General features: G+C 65.8%; 10 protein-coding genes. 6 read left to right on the top strand and 4 right to left on the bottom strand.

Annotation, left to right across the window (positions count from 1 at the left end; genetic code table 11):
* Nucleotides 1–151: 151 nt before the first annotated feature.
* Nucleotides 152–2,296 (bottom strand): response regulator, encoded by a 2,145-nt coding sequence (locus tag AB3X86_RS12650; RefSeq protein WP_368596240.1) that lies wholly within the window; start codon nucleotides 2,294–2,296, stop codon nucleotides 152–154.
* A 266-nt stretch (nucleotides 2,297–2,562) separates the two neighbouring features.
* On the opposite strand from AB3X86_RS12650, the gene AB3X86_RS12645 reads away from it, so the two are divergent.
* The 5 genes from AB3X86_RS12645 to AB3X86_RS12625 all read left to right on the top strand — a co-directional run bounded on the left by AB3X86_RS12645 (nucleotide 2,563) and on the right by AB3X86_RS12625 (nucleotide 8,995).
* The gene (locus tag AB3X86_RS12645) at nucleotides 2,563–4,188 is read left to right on the top strand and encodes an FAD-dependent oxidoreductase (RefSeq protein WP_368596324.1); all 1,626 of its coding nucleotides are present in this window, start codon (nucleotides 2,563–2,565) and stop codon (nucleotides 4,186–4,188) included.
* Between the two features lie 38 nt (nucleotides 4,189–4,226).
* Nucleotides 4,227–4,400 (top strand): hypothetical protein, encoded by a 174-nt coding sequence (locus tag AB3X86_RS12640; RefSeq protein ID WP_368596239.1) that lies wholly within the window; start codon nucleotides 4,227–4,229, stop codon nucleotides 4,398–4,400.
* Nucleotides 4,401–4,540: 140 nt separating this feature from the next.
* A complete protein-coding gene (locus tag AB3X86_RS12635) occupies nucleotides 4,541–5,737 on the top strand; it encodes an HlyD family secretion protein (protein ID WP_368596238.1) in 1,197 nt (398 codons plus the stop codon).
* The gene (locus AB3X86_RS12630) at nucleotides 5,734–7,323 is read left to right on the top strand and encodes a DHA2 family efflux MFS transporter permease subunit (RefSeq protein WP_368596237.1); all 1,590 of its coding nucleotides are present in this window, start codon (nucleotides 5,734–5,736) and stop codon (nucleotides 7,321–7,323) included. The genes AB3X86_RS12635 and AB3X86_RS12630 overlap by 4 nt, the downstream gene beginning before the upstream one ends.
* Before the next feature lie 70 nt (nucleotides 7,324–7,393).
* Nucleotides 7,394–8,995: an efflux transporter outer membrane subunit gene (locus AB3X86_RS12625; RefSeq protein ID WP_368596323.1), complete on the top strand. Its 1,602-nt coding sequence runs from the start codon at nucleotides 7,394–7,396 to the stop codon at nucleotides 8,993–8,995.
* 46 nt (nucleotides 8,996–9,041) lie between these two features.
* Here AB3X86_RS12625 and AB3X86_RS12620 read toward each other — a convergent pair whose 3' ends face one another.
* The 3 genes from AB3X86_RS12620 to glgX all read right to left on the bottom strand — a co-directional run bounded on the left by AB3X86_RS12620 (nucleotide 9,042) and on the right by glgX (nucleotide 13,751).
* Nucleotides 9,042–11,105: an AI-2E family transporter gene (locus tag AB3X86_RS12620; RefSeq protein ID WP_368596236.1), complete on the bottom strand. Its 2,064-nt coding sequence runs from the start codon at nucleotides 11,103–11,105 to the stop codon at nucleotides 9,042–9,044.
* Between the two features lie 94 nt (nucleotides 11,106–11,199).
* Complete coding sequence (locus AB3X86_RS12615) at nucleotides 11,200–11,376, bottom strand: DUF2934 domain-containing protein (RefSeq protein WP_176105945.1); 177 nt, start codon at nucleotides 11,374–11,376, stop codon at nucleotides 11,200–11,202.
* 161 nt (nucleotides 11,377–11,537) lie between these two features.
* Nucleotides 11,538–13,751 carry a glycogen debranching protein GlgX gene (glgX, locus tag AB3X86_RS12610; protein WP_368596235.1) on the bottom strand — a complete coding sequence of 738 codons (2,214 nt, stop codon included), beginning with the start codon at nucleotides 13,749–13,751 and terminating at the stop codon, nucleotides 11,538–11,540.
* Between the two features lie 294 nt (nucleotides 13,752–14,045).
* Between glgX and AB3X86_RS12605 the strand changes: the two genes are divergently transcribed.
* Entirely contained in the window at nucleotides 14,046–14,468 is a 423-nt protein-coding gene (locus AB3X86_RS12605) for a PRC-barrel domain-containing protein (RefSeq protein WP_368596234.1), read from the top strand.
* Nucleotides 14,469–14,503 lie beyond the last annotated feature (35 nt).

The following is a 14,503-nucleotide window of genomic DNA, read 5'->3' as shown; positions in this document are numbered from 1 at the left end:
CGATTCTCCTGGGTGTCGAGAGTGTCGAAACGAAGTGGGCGCGCGGCAGCCGCACGCGCAAACCTCGCACTCTTTTCAGCAAGTGCTGTGCCGCAGCACAGCACGACAGGAAAAGCCCATGCACGCAATGCGCGAACCGCTTGCCGCGGCTTCAGGTGCCGCACGCCACCAGCGCATGCAATTCGTCGATATTGAACGGCTTCGAGAGTATCGCGATGCCGAGCCGACGCGCGCGGTCGAGTTCGTCGGCGTAGCCGGTCATCAGCGCGATCTTCTGCGACGGCCACGCGCTGCGGATCTTCTCCGCGAGGTCGATACCGTTCAGCTTGCCCGGCATCTGGATGTCCGAGAGCACGAGCTCGAAGCGCTCGCCGGCGTTCAGCACGTCGAACGCCTGGTCGGCGGTCGGCTCGTGATGGACCTCGCAGCCGAAGGTTTCGAGCACTGCGGTCACGCCGGCCGCGACGTCCTCGTTGTCCTCGACGAGCAGTATGACCCCGGCCGCGCTCGGCAACGGCTGGCGCGCGTCGACGCCGGCCGTTGCGGCGCGCTCGCGATAGCGCGGCAGAAACATCCGTACCGTCGTGCCGCTGCCCAGCACGCTGTCGATCTTCGCGGTGCCGCCGGCCTGCTCGGACATCGACAGGACCTGGGCGAGCCCGAGGCCGGTGCCCGAACCGCGCAGCTTGGTCGTGAAGAGCGGCTCGAACGCGCGTCGCGCGACCGATTCGGGCATCCCTTCGCCGTCGTCGGAACAGGCGATCAGCACGTATTCGCCGTCAGGCAGCAGCGTGTCGCTGCCGACCAGCCGATTGTTCTGGCAGCGGATCACGAAGCGCCCGCCGCGCGGCATCGCATCGCGCGCGTTCATCGCGATGTTCACGATCGCGAACTCGAGATCGGTCGGATCGACGAGCACCTGCCACAGGCCCTCCGGTATGCGCAGCGCCAGCTCGATCGTGTCGCCGAGCGCCGCGTTGATCAGCGGCACGGCGGCCGGCAGCCAGCGTGCCAGCTCGACGGGCTCCTGCTTCAGCGGCTGCTTGCGCGCGACGCTGAGCAGACGCCGTGTCAGCGCTTCGGCCGTGGCGGTGGCACGCTCGACCGCATGTATTTCCTTCTCGAGATCGTTGTAATGCTTGAGCCGCGCTAGCTCGGTATTGGCCGACACCACCATCAGCAGATTGTTGAAATCGTGAGCGACATTGGCGACCAGATTGCCGAGCGCGCCCATGCGCTGCAGTTGCCGGCTCGACGCCTCGGCCGACAGACGCATCGCGACCTCGCCCTGCCAGCGCTCCCACGCGCGCCGCTCTGCTTCGAGCTGGCGCAGCGAATACAGTACGAGCGCCCAGATCGCGATACAGGGCACCGCCGTCAGCGCCGCGATGAACAGAAAGTGCGTGCGCCACCCCGCCACGATCGACGACGTCGCATACGCGCTCATTACATACAACGGGTAGTCGCCGACGCGGCGAAACGCGAGCAGACGCTCGACGCCGTCGACGGTCGAATTCAGACGCACGTGGCCGAACAGCTGTTTGTCGCGCAACGCGGACATGAACGCGCTGTGCATCGACGGCCGCGCGCCGGCCGGCCAAGGCGGATAGCGCACCAGCAGATTGCCGTCCTGCCGGTAGAGTGCGAGCGCGAGCGACGGATCGCCGTTGGTCAGTTCGTGATAGAAGCGCGAAAAATATTCGTTGCGCAGCGCGACCGTGACCGCGCCGAGAAACCGACCGTTCGCGTCCGAGCGGCCGATCGCGGTCGTGAAGACGTCGACCTTCGAGAGTGGGCCGAACATCGGCAGCGAGTAATACGGCTGCGGACGCATCGCCTTCGCGGCGAGAAAATCGTCGCGCTGGCCGGTCTGCAGCGCCGGCGCCGGATACGCGAGGCTCGATACGAGCAGCTCGCCGTTCACGCCGAGCAGCGCGATCGATGCCACCTGCGGAAAGTCGCCGCCAATGCTCTGCAGGCGCTCGTGCAATTCGCGCTCGCGCGCACGGATCTGCGCATCGTCGGAATCGCCGAGCAGCTCGATCACGCGCGAGGCCATCTGCCGGTTCAGATCCAGCACCTTGACGGCCTGCTCCTGCGCCACGCGCGCGAGGCGGTCGATCATGTCGTTCGCATCGGAGATCCGGCGCTGGTAGTCGAAGTAGCCATAGCCCGCGAGGCAGGCCAACGGAAACACGATCGACACGGCCAGCACGATCAGCAACATGCGCCGTGTCGCCGCGAAATTGCGCGACGGCATCGGCACATCGACTGCGACACGTTCTGCACGCTGCACGTTCACCTGCTCCATCAAAGTTGCATACGGTCAGGGAAGGCATTGCCTGTAAATTCGCACACCGCTGTTCGCGTGCTAATTCCCCTGCCTCGAAATTTACCGCAACTCGGCCTATCTTCCCAAGCGGGTTCGCTGCATCACTTCGCCAGGCCTAGCGGGCACATCGATTGCTGCCTTATCGCTGCTCGATGGCCAGCCCACTTCCGTTCCTGCTCGCGACGCGCCTCGATGCGCTGCGCGAGCCTTTCCATGCGCGAGGCCTCACCATGTCGACGACTGCCCGCCGCGTTGCGCGGCTATCGGAATTGCCGGCGGAGCGCGCGGTGCGCGTCACCGTGGACGACACGCCGATCCTGCTCGTGCGCGACGGCGACACCGTGCACGCGTACTCCCCGGATTGCCCGCATGCGGGGGGCCCGCTCGAAGAGGGTGCGCTGTGCCACGGCCGCATCATCTGTCCGTGGCACAAGGGCACCTTCCATGTCGCGACCGGCAACGTGCTGGAGCCACCCCCGCTGCTGCCGCTCGATCGCTACCCGGTCACGCTCGATGGCGACGACGTGCTCGTATCGGCGGAAAAAATCGTCGCGCCGGAAGCGGCGGCGCACACGCCCGCGCTCGATGCCGCCGCGCAACGCAAGCACTACGTGGTGATCGGCGCGGGCGCGGCCGGCGCCGCCGCCTGTGCCGCGTTACGCGAGTTCGGCTTCGACGGCCGCATCACGCTGATCGGCGACGAAGCGCACGCGCCGTACGACCGCACCTCGCTGAGCAAATTCGTTCCGTCGTTCGAAATGCCACCCGCCGACGTGCCGCCGCTGTTGCCGCCCGATTGGCTGCACCCGCACGGCATCGAACGGATCGTCGCGAAGGTCGCGCGGCTCGACGTGCCCGTGCGCACGATCCATTTCGAAGCCGGCGCAGGTAATGGCGGGCAGAGCATCGAGCCGCTCAAATACGACACCGCGCTGCTCGCCACCGGCAGCGTGCCGAAAGTGCCCGACATTCCCGGCTGCGAACTCGGCGGCGTGCACGTGCTGCGGCACCTCGACGATGCCGCCGCGTTGATCGACGCGCTCGGCGACGATGCATCGCAAACCCGCGTCGCGATTCTGGGCAGCAGTTTCATCGGCCTCGAAGTCGCATCCGCGTTGCGCAAGCACGGCGTGCCCGTCACCGTGATTTCGCGCGACAAGGTGCCGTTCGTGAAGCAGTTCGGCGAGCGCGTGGGCCAGATGTTTCGCGCGCTGCACGAAAGCAATGGCGTGAAGTTTTATCTCGACGCGAAGGTCGCCTCGCTCGAGGGCGAGGAAGGCAACGTGCATACGGTGATGCTCGCGGACGGCGAAGCCATCGCCGCCGATGTCGTGTTGCTAGGCACGGGGGTTGCGCCGGCTACAGGGTTCGTCGAAGGACTGCCGTTGCAGAAGGACGGCGGCGTGGTCGTCAATGCCGGCATGAGCGCCGCGTGCGGTCTGTATGCGGCCGGCGATATCGCCGTGTTCTCGCTGCACGAGAACCAGGAGCCGCTGCGTATCGAACATTGGCGCGTCGCGCAGCAGCATGCGCGCATCGCCGCGCAGAACATGTGCGGCTTGCGTACCCGCTATGCGGACGTGCCGTTCTTCTGGACCTATCACTACGGCAAGAACTTCGAATACCTGGGCCACGCGAGCGAGTGGGATGAGATCGTCGTCGATGGCGACTTCGATCATCACCAGTTCATCGCGCTGTACGTGCGCGACGGCAATGTCGACGCGGTGTTCGCCTGCGAGCGCGACGCGCTGACCGCGCGGCTTTCGGACGCGATGCGCGGCGGGCTGTCGCGCGCCGAGGCGCTCGCGATCATCGGCGCGACGGCCGGCAGCGCGCCGCAAGCGGCGGCGTCGTGAGCCATCGTCTTGCCGTTCAACCTTGGGAAGGAGCCACCATGACGACACACAAGGAACAGCATCCGCACTCGGAAAAGAGCGAACAGAAGATCGACGAACAGGTCGAGGACAGCTTCCCGGCTAGCGACCCGCCTTCGACGGGCGGCACCACCAAGATCGAACCGGAGCAGGACAAGGCAAAGACCGGGCACGACAAGCCCGCCGGTCAATAGGCGCGTGGCGGCGCGCTGCGCGCTGCCCGTGCTTCCCGAGCGCCCGCGGCCTCGCGCATTGCTGTGATCACGGCGGCCGCGGGTGGCATCTATTGCACTCCCCCATTCTCAACCCACTGGAACGACGGAAACGACTCACCATGTCAGACGAGACCGGCTCGGCCAGCGCCGGGAAGGAAGCATCCGGGCGCGATGCGTCGCGCGGCGATGCGCGCCGCGACGGCAACGACGCACGCGATGACGGCGGCAAACGCGGCAACGACAAGAACAAGGACAACGGCGACGACGACGGCCAGCAGAAAAAGCCCGGCAAAAAACCGCTGATCATCCTCGGTGCGCTCGTGATCCTGATCGGCATCGTCGGCGTCGTCTGGTGGTTCGCGACCCGCAACGAAGTAACGACCGACGACGCCTACACCGACGGCAACGCGATCACGATGGCGCCGAAAGTCTCCGGCTACGTGGTGACGCTGGCGGTCGACGACAACCTGTTCGTGCACAAGGGCGACCTGCTGCTCGTGATCGACAAGCGAGACTACCAGGCACAGGTCGATCAGGCGAAGGCGCAGCTCGGTCTTGCGAAGGCGCAATTGAACGCCGCGCAGGTGCAGCTCGATATCGCGCGCGTGCAGTATCCCGCGCAGTACCGCCAGGCGAAGGCGCAGACTTCGTCGGCGGAAGCGAATCTGCGCGAGGCGCAAGCCGCCTGGCAGCGGCAGCACTCGGTCGATCCGCGCGCGACCACGCAGCAGAACGTCGATACCGCCGACGCGCAGCGCCAGTCGGCCGGCGCGAGCGTCGAGCAGGCGCGTGCACAGCAGCGCACCGCGAGCCTCGTGCCGCAGCAGTTGCGCGAGGCCGCGGCCAGCGTCGACGAACGCCGCCAGCAGGTGCATCAGGCCGAGGCGCAGCTCGAACAGGCGCAGCTGAATCTGTCGTATTGCGAGGTGCGCGCACCGTCGGATGGCTGGATCACACGTCGCAACGTGCAGCTCGGCAGCTTCCTCACCGCGGGCGTGTCGCTGTTCTCGATCGTCACGCCGCAGGTATGGATCACCGCGAACTTCAAGGAATCGCAGCTCGAACGCATGCGCCCCGGCGACAAGGTCGAGGTCGACGTCGACGCGTATCCGAAGCTCGAGCTGCGCGGCCATGTCGATAGCGTGCAACTCGGCAGCGGCTCGCGCTTCTCGGCGTTCCCGACCGAAAACGCGACCGGCAACTTCGTGAAGATCGTGCAGCGCGTGCCGGTCAAGATCATCATCGACGAAGGTCTGCCGCGCGATCATCCGCTCGGGCTCGGCTTGTCGGTTAAGCCGAAGGTGTACCTGAAATGACGGCGTCCGATGCCGCGCCAGGCGACGCATCGTCGAACTGGAAGCCATCCGCGAATCCGTGGCTGATCGCGATCGTCGTCACGCTGGCGGCGTTCATGGAAGTGCTCGACACGACCATCGTCAACGTCGCGTTGCCGCATATCGCGGGCACGATGTCCGCGAGCTACGACGAAGCGACGTGGACGCTGACCTCGTATCTGGTCGCCAACGGCATCGTGCTGCCGCTCTCGGGTTTCTTCGGCCGGCTGCTCGGCCGCAAGCGCTATTTCCTCGTCTGCATCATTGCGTTTACCGCGTGCTCGTTTCTGTGCGGCATCGCGACCGATCTGTGGCAGCTGATCATCTTCCGCTGTTTACAGGGCTTTTTCGGCGGCGGGCTGCAACCGAACCAGCAGTCGATCATTCTCGACACCTTTCCGCCGCAGCAGCGCGGCCGCGCGTTCTCGATCTCCGCGGTCGCGATCGTCGTCGCGCCGGTGCTCGGGCCGACGCTCGGCGGCTGGATCACCGACAACTTTTCGTGGCGCTGGGTGTTCCTCGTGAACGTGCCGTTCGGCGTGCTGACCTCGCTCGCGGTGATGCAACTGGTCGAGGACCCACCGTGGAAACGCAAGGGCGACCTGCGCGTGTCGGTGGATTACGTGGGCATCGTTCTGATCGCGATCGGCCTCGGCTGCCTGCAGGTGATGCTCGATCGCGGCGAGGACGACGACTGGTTTTCATCGAACTTCATTCGCACGTTCGCGGTGCTCGCGGTGTCCGGCATCGTCGGCGCGATCTACTGGCTGCTGTACACGAAGAAGCCGGTCGTCGATCTGCGCTGTCTGAAGGACCGCAACTTCGCGCTCGGCTGCGTGACGATCGCCGCGTTCGCGACGATTCTCTATGGCAGCGCGGTGCTCGTGCCGCAGCTCGCGCAGCAGCAGCTCGGCTATACGGCGATGCTCGCGGGCCTCGTGCTGTCGCCGGGCGCGGTGCTGATCACGATGGAAATCCCGCTGATCAGCAAAATGATGCCGCACGTGCAGACGCGCTTTCTGGTGGCGACCGGCTTCGGGCTGCTCGCGTGCGCGCTCGCGTATTCGCATACGCTGACGCCGGACATCGATTACTTCACGCTAGTGAAGATGCGCAGTGCGCAGTCGCTCGCGATCGGCTTCCTGTTCGTGCCGATCACGACGCTCGCGTATCTGACGGTGCCGCCGCGGCTCAACGACGACGCGTCCGCGCTGTTTACGATGTTCCGCAACGTCGCGGGTTCGATCGGCATCTCGCTGTCGACCGCGATGGTTCGCGAGCGCGCGCAGGCGCGCATGGCGCACCTGTCGGAGTTCATGTCGCCGCTTTCGCAGAACTACAACGATACCTTGCAACGCAACGCCCAGAGGATCGCCGACATGAATGGCATGCCGCTGTCGCAGGCGCTGCAAACCGCAAATGGCCATCTGTACACCACGTACATCTCGCAGGCGACGTTCCTCGCCTATGTCGACGTGTTCGCGTTCCTCGCGATTTTCTGCACGCTTTGCATTCCGTTCACGATTTTCTTTTCACCGGTCAAAGCGTCCGGCGGCGGAGGACATTGAAGTGAAGCTTCGTTTGAGGCGCAACCTCCTCGATTCCGCTACGGGTTTGATTGCGTGTGTCGTCGTCGGCATGCCCGCGCTGCTGCTCGCTTCCTGCACGGTCGGCCCCGACTTTCATGCGCCGCACGCCGACGTGCCGACGCAGTGGCACGATACCCAGCGCACCGCTGCGAGCGATGCGGCCGCTAGCGGCGCATCATCCGCAACGGCGGCCAACGTCGCTTCGGTGCCGACGCTCGACACCGATCCCGACCCGCGCTGGTGGCGCAGCTTCAACGATCCGACGCTCGACGCGCTGATCGCCCGCGCCGCGCTCGGCAACCTGGACTTGCAGCAGGCGGTGCTGCGCATCGTCGAAGCGCGCACCCAGGTGCAAGCGGCGGCCGCGCAAGGTTTACCGAATCTGCGCGCGACCGGCAGCTATCAGCGCGAGCAGCTCGGCCTCAAAGGTTTTCTGGAGGAGAACGGCGCGTTCGATAAGGTCGATCAGCTCGGCGCGCCGAATTCGCCGGCCAACAGGATCGCACCGGGCGCGGGGGCCGCGCTGCAAAACGGCGCGAACAACCTGCTCGATCAGCTCACCGCGCCGGTCAATCTGTGGCAGGTCGGCTTCGACGCGACCTGGGAGCTCGATCTGTTCGGCCGCGTGCGTCGCTCGGTCGAGGCCGCGAACGCGCAAACCGAGGCCGCGTACGAAAGCCGCAACGACGCGTTGCTATCGCTGGAAGCCGAGGTCGCACAGACCTATATGCAGTTGCGCGGCGCGCAGACCTTGCACGACATCGCGGTGAGCCTCGTCGAGCAGCAAGGCGAGACCGTCGCGTTGACGGAGAACCAGGCGAAGGTCGGACTCGCGAGCCAGCTCGATGTGCAAAGCGCCCGCGCCCAGCTTGCGCAAACGAAAACGCAGTTGCCGCAATACGATCAGCAGATCGCCCAGGCGCTGAACGCGCTTGCTTATCTGATCGGTGAGCCGCCCGGCGCGCTCGAAGCGCAGCTGAGCGCGCCGCAGACCGTGCCGCCGGTGCCGCCCGTCGTGCCGGTAGGCCTGCCGTCGACGCTCGCGCGGCGCCGGCCCGACATCCGCCGCGCCGAGGCGAACCTGCATGCGGCGACGGCAAGTGTCGGCGTCGCGGTCGCGCAGTTCTATCCGGACGTGTCGCTGACCGGCAAGGCCGGCACGCGCGCGACGAATGCGCGCGATCTGGCGCGCTGGTCGCACTTGTTCTATTCGTTCGGACCCACCGTGTCGCTGCCGATTTTCGAGGGCGGCGCGCTGGTCGCCAATCTGCGCATGTCGGAGGCCCAGCAGGCCGAGGCCGCGCTCGATTACCGCAAAACCGTGCTGAGCGCGCTGCGGGACGTGGACAACGCGCTCGTCGTCTATCGCACCGATCAGGCGCGGCGCGATGCGCTCGCCGACAGCGTCGCCGCGCAGCAGACCTCGTTCGATCTGTCGCGCGACAGCTATCGCAAGGGGCTCACGAGTTTCATCAACGTGCTCGACGCGCAACGGCAGCTCGCGCAGGCACGCGAGCAATACGCTCAAGGCACGACCCAGGTCAGCACAGATCTGGTGGCGCTGTACAAGGCGCTAGGCGGGGGCTGGCAGAGCGATGCGGATGCGGCGGGGGCAACCGGCGCCGCGGCGCCGCCTGGCAGCGGCGGATAACCGGCCGCGATGCGGCGAGGCCGCAAGACGGCGACGCCGCAAGGCGTCAGCCATGCTCGAACTGCGGCTCCTCAATCACCGTTCGCGTCGCATCGAGATGACGGCACGCGGCTAGCATCTGCTGCAACGACGTCACCGCGCAATCCGCTTCCAGCGACTCTTGCTGCTCCGCGCTCCACTGCTGCGTATCCTCGGGCGCCCAAAGGCCGACCACGATCGACACGTTCGGCAAGCGCGCGCGGATGCGCCGGATCAGATTGCGCAGATGCGACGGAATGCCGTCGATCTGCAGATACAGAAGGCAGACGATGCCGACGTCGTCGGCCTCGAGGCGATCGATCGACGCGCGCGACACCGCCTCGTGCGGCAGCGAGCGCGCCGCGAAGCCGTGCTTGCCGAGCAACTGCAGCAGGATGATCGTCGCGAGCGCGTCGAGCGGACCACGGCCCGGCAGGCACAACACGCGGCTCGTCGGCGCATGCCACGCGAATACGGGCTCTACGACGGACGGTTCGCTGCCCGGCTCCTGCTGCGGGCCGTGGGTCTGCTCCGGCGTGAGCGTCGCGGTGCTCATGCCACTATTCGCCGCGTCGACCGATCGTGGCATCGCCCCCGCGGACCGCGTTTCGTCGGAGGGCGCGAGCGGCCCCGCCGCGCCCCAGTTCGACTGCGTCGCGAGCGGTGCGGGTTCGCGATCCTCGTAGCCGTCGAGGCCGTCGACCAGCTCGTTGGTCGTCGATTCGATGCGCGCGAGCTGTGCGCTCGTCACGCTGCCCCTCGTTACGTCGCTGGCCGCGAGCCGCAAGGCCCCGATCGCGACTTCGTCGTAATAGGCCGACAACGAGCGATCACGCAGCAGCACTTCGGCCTGCTCGATCGGTTGATCCGGATCGCCGGCGAGCGCGCGTTGATAGAAGTTTTCGACCGGCGTCAGCGGCGGCTGATCGCCGAGCAACACGTCGAGAAACTCGAGACGCCGCACGTGCCGGCCGAGCACCAGCAGACATAGCGTCAACGGGGTCGACAGGATCAGGCCGATGGGCCCCCAGATCCAGCTCCAGAAGATTGCCGCGACCACCACCGAAAACGGCGACAGGCCCGTGCTGCGCCCATACAGCAGCGGCTCGACCACCTGCCCCACTGCGAGCTCGGCGACCACGAACAGCACCAGCGACCAGATCGCCATCTCCCAGCCGGGACTGACCGCGGCCGCGAGCGCGGTGGGCAGTATCGCCGCGATCCAGATGCCGACGTAGGGCACGAGCCGCAGCAGCGCCGCCAGAATGCCCCACAGGACCGGGCTCGGCACGCCGATCAGAAACAGCCCCGCGCCGATCACGACACCAACGCCGGTGTTCACGCCGAGCTGCGACACGAAGTAGCGGCTCAGGCGCCGCGCGGTCTCGTCCATCACCGTGGTCGTGCGATGCAGGTCGCGCGAGCCGAACAGACGGATCGCGCGATCGCGCAGGTCGTCGCGTTGCAGCAGGATCACGATCGTGACGACGAACACGATGAACGCGGTTTCCAATGGACTGATGGCCGGCGACAACACCCGTCGCGCGAACTCGAACGGCGTCGGCACCGGCTCGCGCACTTCCACCGGCACCGCCGTCGATGCCTGCGGGCTCGCCGCGGCCGCACCGTTCGGCGCTGGTAATTGCGGCGGCTCGATCGTCGCGGGCTGCAACGCCTGCCCTGCCTCGCTCGCGAAACGGTTCAGCTTGCCGATCGTCAGGCTGTGCACGGTATCGAGCTTGTGATGGATGGTCGCCTGATAGCGCGGCATGCCGGCGGCGAGATCGGTCAACTGTGTGGCGATCACCGCGCACAACAGCGCGATGACCGACACCGTGATCAGCACCGCCGCGCACACCGACGCGACATGGCCGAGTTTGAGCCGGGCCAGTGCATCGGCGAGCGGCGCGACGAGAAAGCTCAACAGGATCGCGAGCGTGATCGGAATCATCACCGCGCTCGCGAAGTACAGGCATGCGACCGCGATCACCGCGACGACGAATGTGACGAGGCCCTCGATACCGAATGCGGCGCTCGCCGCCTGAATGCGCGCGGCGGGGCTCGTGGCGCGCGGCTCGGGTGTGTCGTTCATCTCGTGGAGGAAGATCGGGCATGGGAAAGCGGTCCCTGAGCCGCGCGCGATGCGCCGGCTCAGAGTCTCGTTACTCGCGAAGACTAAGTAACGCCTATTTCATCGTGTCGCCCGACACCGGCCCGCTCTCGACCGGTGGTGCCTCCTTCTCGATCTCACTGCGCGCCTGCTCCCAGTATTGCTCGGGCGTGCCCTTCGGCTCGGCCGCCTGCTCCCACAGATAGTAGGCGCGCGTGCGGATCTGCTCGTCGACGCTCGGTTCCTGTTCCATTTGTTCACCCCAGCCTGGCTGTTTGCGTTCGCGCGTCTATCGTCGCGAAGATCGGAGACGCGTGCGTGTCGTCGACAACAGAGGGAGCAAACCTTGTACCCGGGCTGCGGCCCGCTTGTACCGCGGAGTGCGACGGAACTGGCGTCGCTCGCTCACCCGGACTAGCCTGGCGATGAGTCGCCTTCGTCGGAAGTCAACTGCTCTTCGAGACGGTCGAACACGCGCTGCGTCGCTCGGCTCGGCGCTTCGAGCGCGAACAGCAGCAGCGAGCGGCCCGTGACCTGGTACGCATCGCCCGCGCTGAATTGCGGCAGCTCGGCGCGCACCGGCATGTTGGTATCGACGAGGCAAGTCCAACGCTCGCCCTCGGGAATGTCGGGCAGCGTGAAATTGACGACGTCGTGATGCGCGTTCAGCACCAGCAGCAAGGTCGCGTCGGACGCGAGACGGCGAATGCCGCTCGCCTGCGCGCGGCCGTCGATCACGAGGCCGAAGCAGCGCATCGCCGGATCGGCCCATTGCTCGGCCGTGATGTCGGTGCCGTCCGGCGATAGCCAGCGCGTGTCGGTCACGTCGAGCGTCTCGTTGTATTCGCCAGTCAGAAACCGGCCGCGCCGCAGCACCGGCAAGCGGTGGCGCAGCGTGGTCAGCTTGCGCACGAACTCCGTCAGCGCGCGACCGTCGTCGTCGATCGCATCCCAATCGACCCAGCTGATCTCGTTGTCCTGGCAATACGCATTGTTGTTGCCCTGCTGCGTGCGGCCGAATTCGTCGCCGGCGAGGATCATCGGCGTGCCCTGCGACAGCAGCAGCGTCGCGAGCAGATTGCGCTTCTGGCGCTCGCGTTGCTGGCGGATGTCGGGGTCGTCGGTCGGTCCTTCGGCGCCCATGTTCCATGACCGGTTGTCCGCATGGCCGTCGCGGTTGTCCTCGCCGTTTGCGTCGTTGTGCTTGTCGTTGTACGAGACCAGATCGTTCAGCGTAAAGCCGTCGTGCGCGGCGATGAAGTTCACGCTCGCCCACGGCCGCCGGCCGCGATGATTGAACTTGTCGCCCGACGCGGTGATGCGTGTCGCGAGATCCGCGGCGGTGCTTTCGTCGCCCTTCCAGTACGCGCGCGCGGTGTCGCGGAAGCGATCGTTCCATTCGGCCCAGCCCGGCGGAAAACCGCCTACCTGATAGCCGCCGGGGCCGCAATCCCACGGCTCGGCGATCAGCCGGATGCTGGAGAGCACCGGGTCCTGGCGGCAGCTGTCGAGAAAGCCGCCGCCTTCGTCGAAGCCGTGATCTTCGCGGCCGAGGATCGTCGCGAGATCGAAGCGGAAACCGTCCACTTTCATTTCGGTGACCCAGTAGCGCAGACTGTCGGTCACCATCTGCAGCACACGCGGATGCGACAGGTTCAACGTGTTGCCGGTGCCGGTGTCGTTGATGTAGTAGCGTGGCTCGTCGGGCATCAGCCGGTAGTACGACGCGTTGTCGATGCCCTTGAACGAGATCGTCGGGCCGCGTTCATTGCCTTCGGCCGTGTGGTTGTAGACGACGTCGAGTATCACTTCGAGGTCGGCCTGGTGAAAGCGGTCGACCATCTCCTTGAACTCGCCGACCGACTCGGTCGACGACGCGAAGAAACGCGGATCGGCCGCGAAAAAGCCGATCGTGTTGTAGCCCCAGTAGTTCGTCAGACCCTTGTCGAGCAGATGTTTGTCGTTGACGAAGGTCTGGATCGGCATCAGCTCGACCGAGGTCACGCCGAGACTGCGGATATGATCGAGCACCGGCTGCTGCGCCAAACCCGCGAACGTGCCGCGCAAACGCTCGGGCACTTGTGGATGACGTTTCGTATAGCCGCGCACGTGCGTCTCGTACAGAATCACCCGCTCCCACGGCAGCGCGTTGCGCTCCGGATGACCCCACGAAAAATTCGCGTCGACCACCTTGCATTTCGGCACGAAGGGCGCGCTGTCGCGCTCATCGAATGACAGGTCCAGCTCTTCCGAATCGAGCGTATAGCCGAAAATTTCCGGCGCCCATTTCAGCTCGCCGATGTGCGCCTTCGCATACGGATCGAGCAGCAGCTTGTTCGGATTGAAGCGATGCCCGTTCTGGGGCTCGTAGGGGCCATGCACGCGATATCCATAGACGGCACCCGGTTTCACATTCGGTACGAACACATGCCATACCTCGTCGGTGTACTCGGGCAGTTCGATGCGTTCGAGTTCGTGCTGGCCGGATTCGTCGAACAGACACAGTTCGACCTTCGTCGCGTGCGCGGAGAACAGCGCGAAGTTGACGCCGTTGCCGTTCCATGTCGCGCCGAGCGGAAATGGCGTGCCTTCGGAAATGCGCGTCGAGTAGCTGGCTGGGGATGACATAAGTGTTCTCAGTGGATGCAAGGAGGCTGGTATCTCGGGGGCATGCATGTGTTTTTTTCAACTGCCTTCCCACGTGTTCCGGGCTGCTCGCTATTCAAGTTTAGGCATTCGGGGCGAACGCGCCGGACATTGCACAGCGCGCACCCAGCAGGCGAGTTCGAACAGCAACTTTTGGGCCTGAGGGGCTTGCTTTCCCTCAGGTCAAAAGTCGCGGCATGAGATTTGCAGCATAGCGGCAAGGCGCACGGGTTCCGCGCCATCGAAAAGCCACGACAGCAATCAGGGAGAACACAGATGATGCGCAACACGCAGATCAAACCGCTGGCCGCTTCCGCATCGCTTCTCGCCGCCATTACGCTGATTTCCGCGTTGGGTCCGTGCGGCAGCGCGCTCGCGCAAGGCGCTCCGCAAGCGATCACCGAAAAACGCACGGACGTCGTGCAGCTCGCGAGCGGATATCGCGCGTCAAAGCTGTCGGGCGCGGACGTGTACAACCGCAACAAGGACAACATCGGCACGCTCGACGATCTGATCGTATCGCCGGGCACCGAGCGCACCACCTACGCGATCCTGTCGGTCGGCGGCTTTCTCGGCCTGGGCAAGCATCTGGTCGCCGTGCCGTTCAATGATCTGCAGATCGACAACCGGCGTGTCGTGCTGCCCGACGGCACGAAGAAATCGCTCGAGGCGTTGCCGGAGTTCAAGTACGCGGATTGAGCGCGGCGCTGCCGCGTCGAATCGATCGACGCGGC

The organism is Paraburkholderia sp. BR14374, from assembly GCF_040948685.1.
GTDB lineage: Bacteria > Pseudomonadota > Gammaproteobacteria > Burkholderiales > Burkholderiaceae > Paraburkholderia > Paraburkholderia youngii.
This window is presented reverse-complemented; position numbering and strand designations above follow the sequence as displayed.

Coding starts and splice junctions, on each gene's coding strand:
- AB3X86_RS12645 (WP_368596324.1), top strand. CDS start 2,563: ATGTCGACGACTGCCCGCCGCGTTGCGCGGCTATCGGAATTGCCGGCG.
- AB3X86_RS12640 (WP_368596239.1), top strand. CDS start 4,227: ATGACGACACACAAGGAACAGCATCCGCACTCGGAAAAGAGCGAACAG.
- AB3X86_RS12635 (WP_368596238.1), top strand. CDS start 4,541: ATGTCAGACGAGACCGGCTCGGCCAGCGCCGGGAAGGAAGCATCCGGG.
- AB3X86_RS12630 (WP_368596237.1), top strand. CDS start 5,734: ATGACGGCGTCCGATGCCGCGCCAGGCGACGCATCGTCGAACTGGAAG.
- AB3X86_RS12625 (WP_368596323.1), top strand. CDS start 7,394: ATGCCCGCGCTGCTGCTCGCTTCCTGCACGGTCGGCCCCGACTTTCAT.
- AB3X86_RS12620 (WP_368596236.1), bottom strand. CDS start 11,105: ATGAACGACACACCCGAGCCGCGCGCCACGAGCCCCGCCGCGCGCATT.
- AB3X86_RS12615 (WP_176105945.1), bottom strand. CDS start 11,376: ATGGAACAGGAACCGAGCGTCGACGAGCAGATCCGCACGCGCGCCTAC.
- glgX (WP_368596235.1), bottom strand. CDS start 13,751: ATGTCATCCCCAGCCAGCTACTCGACGCGCATTTCCGAAGGCACGCCA.
- AB3X86_RS12605 (WP_368596234.1), top strand. CDS start 14,046: ATGATGCGCAACACGCAGATCAAACCGCTGGCCGCTTCCGCATCGCTT.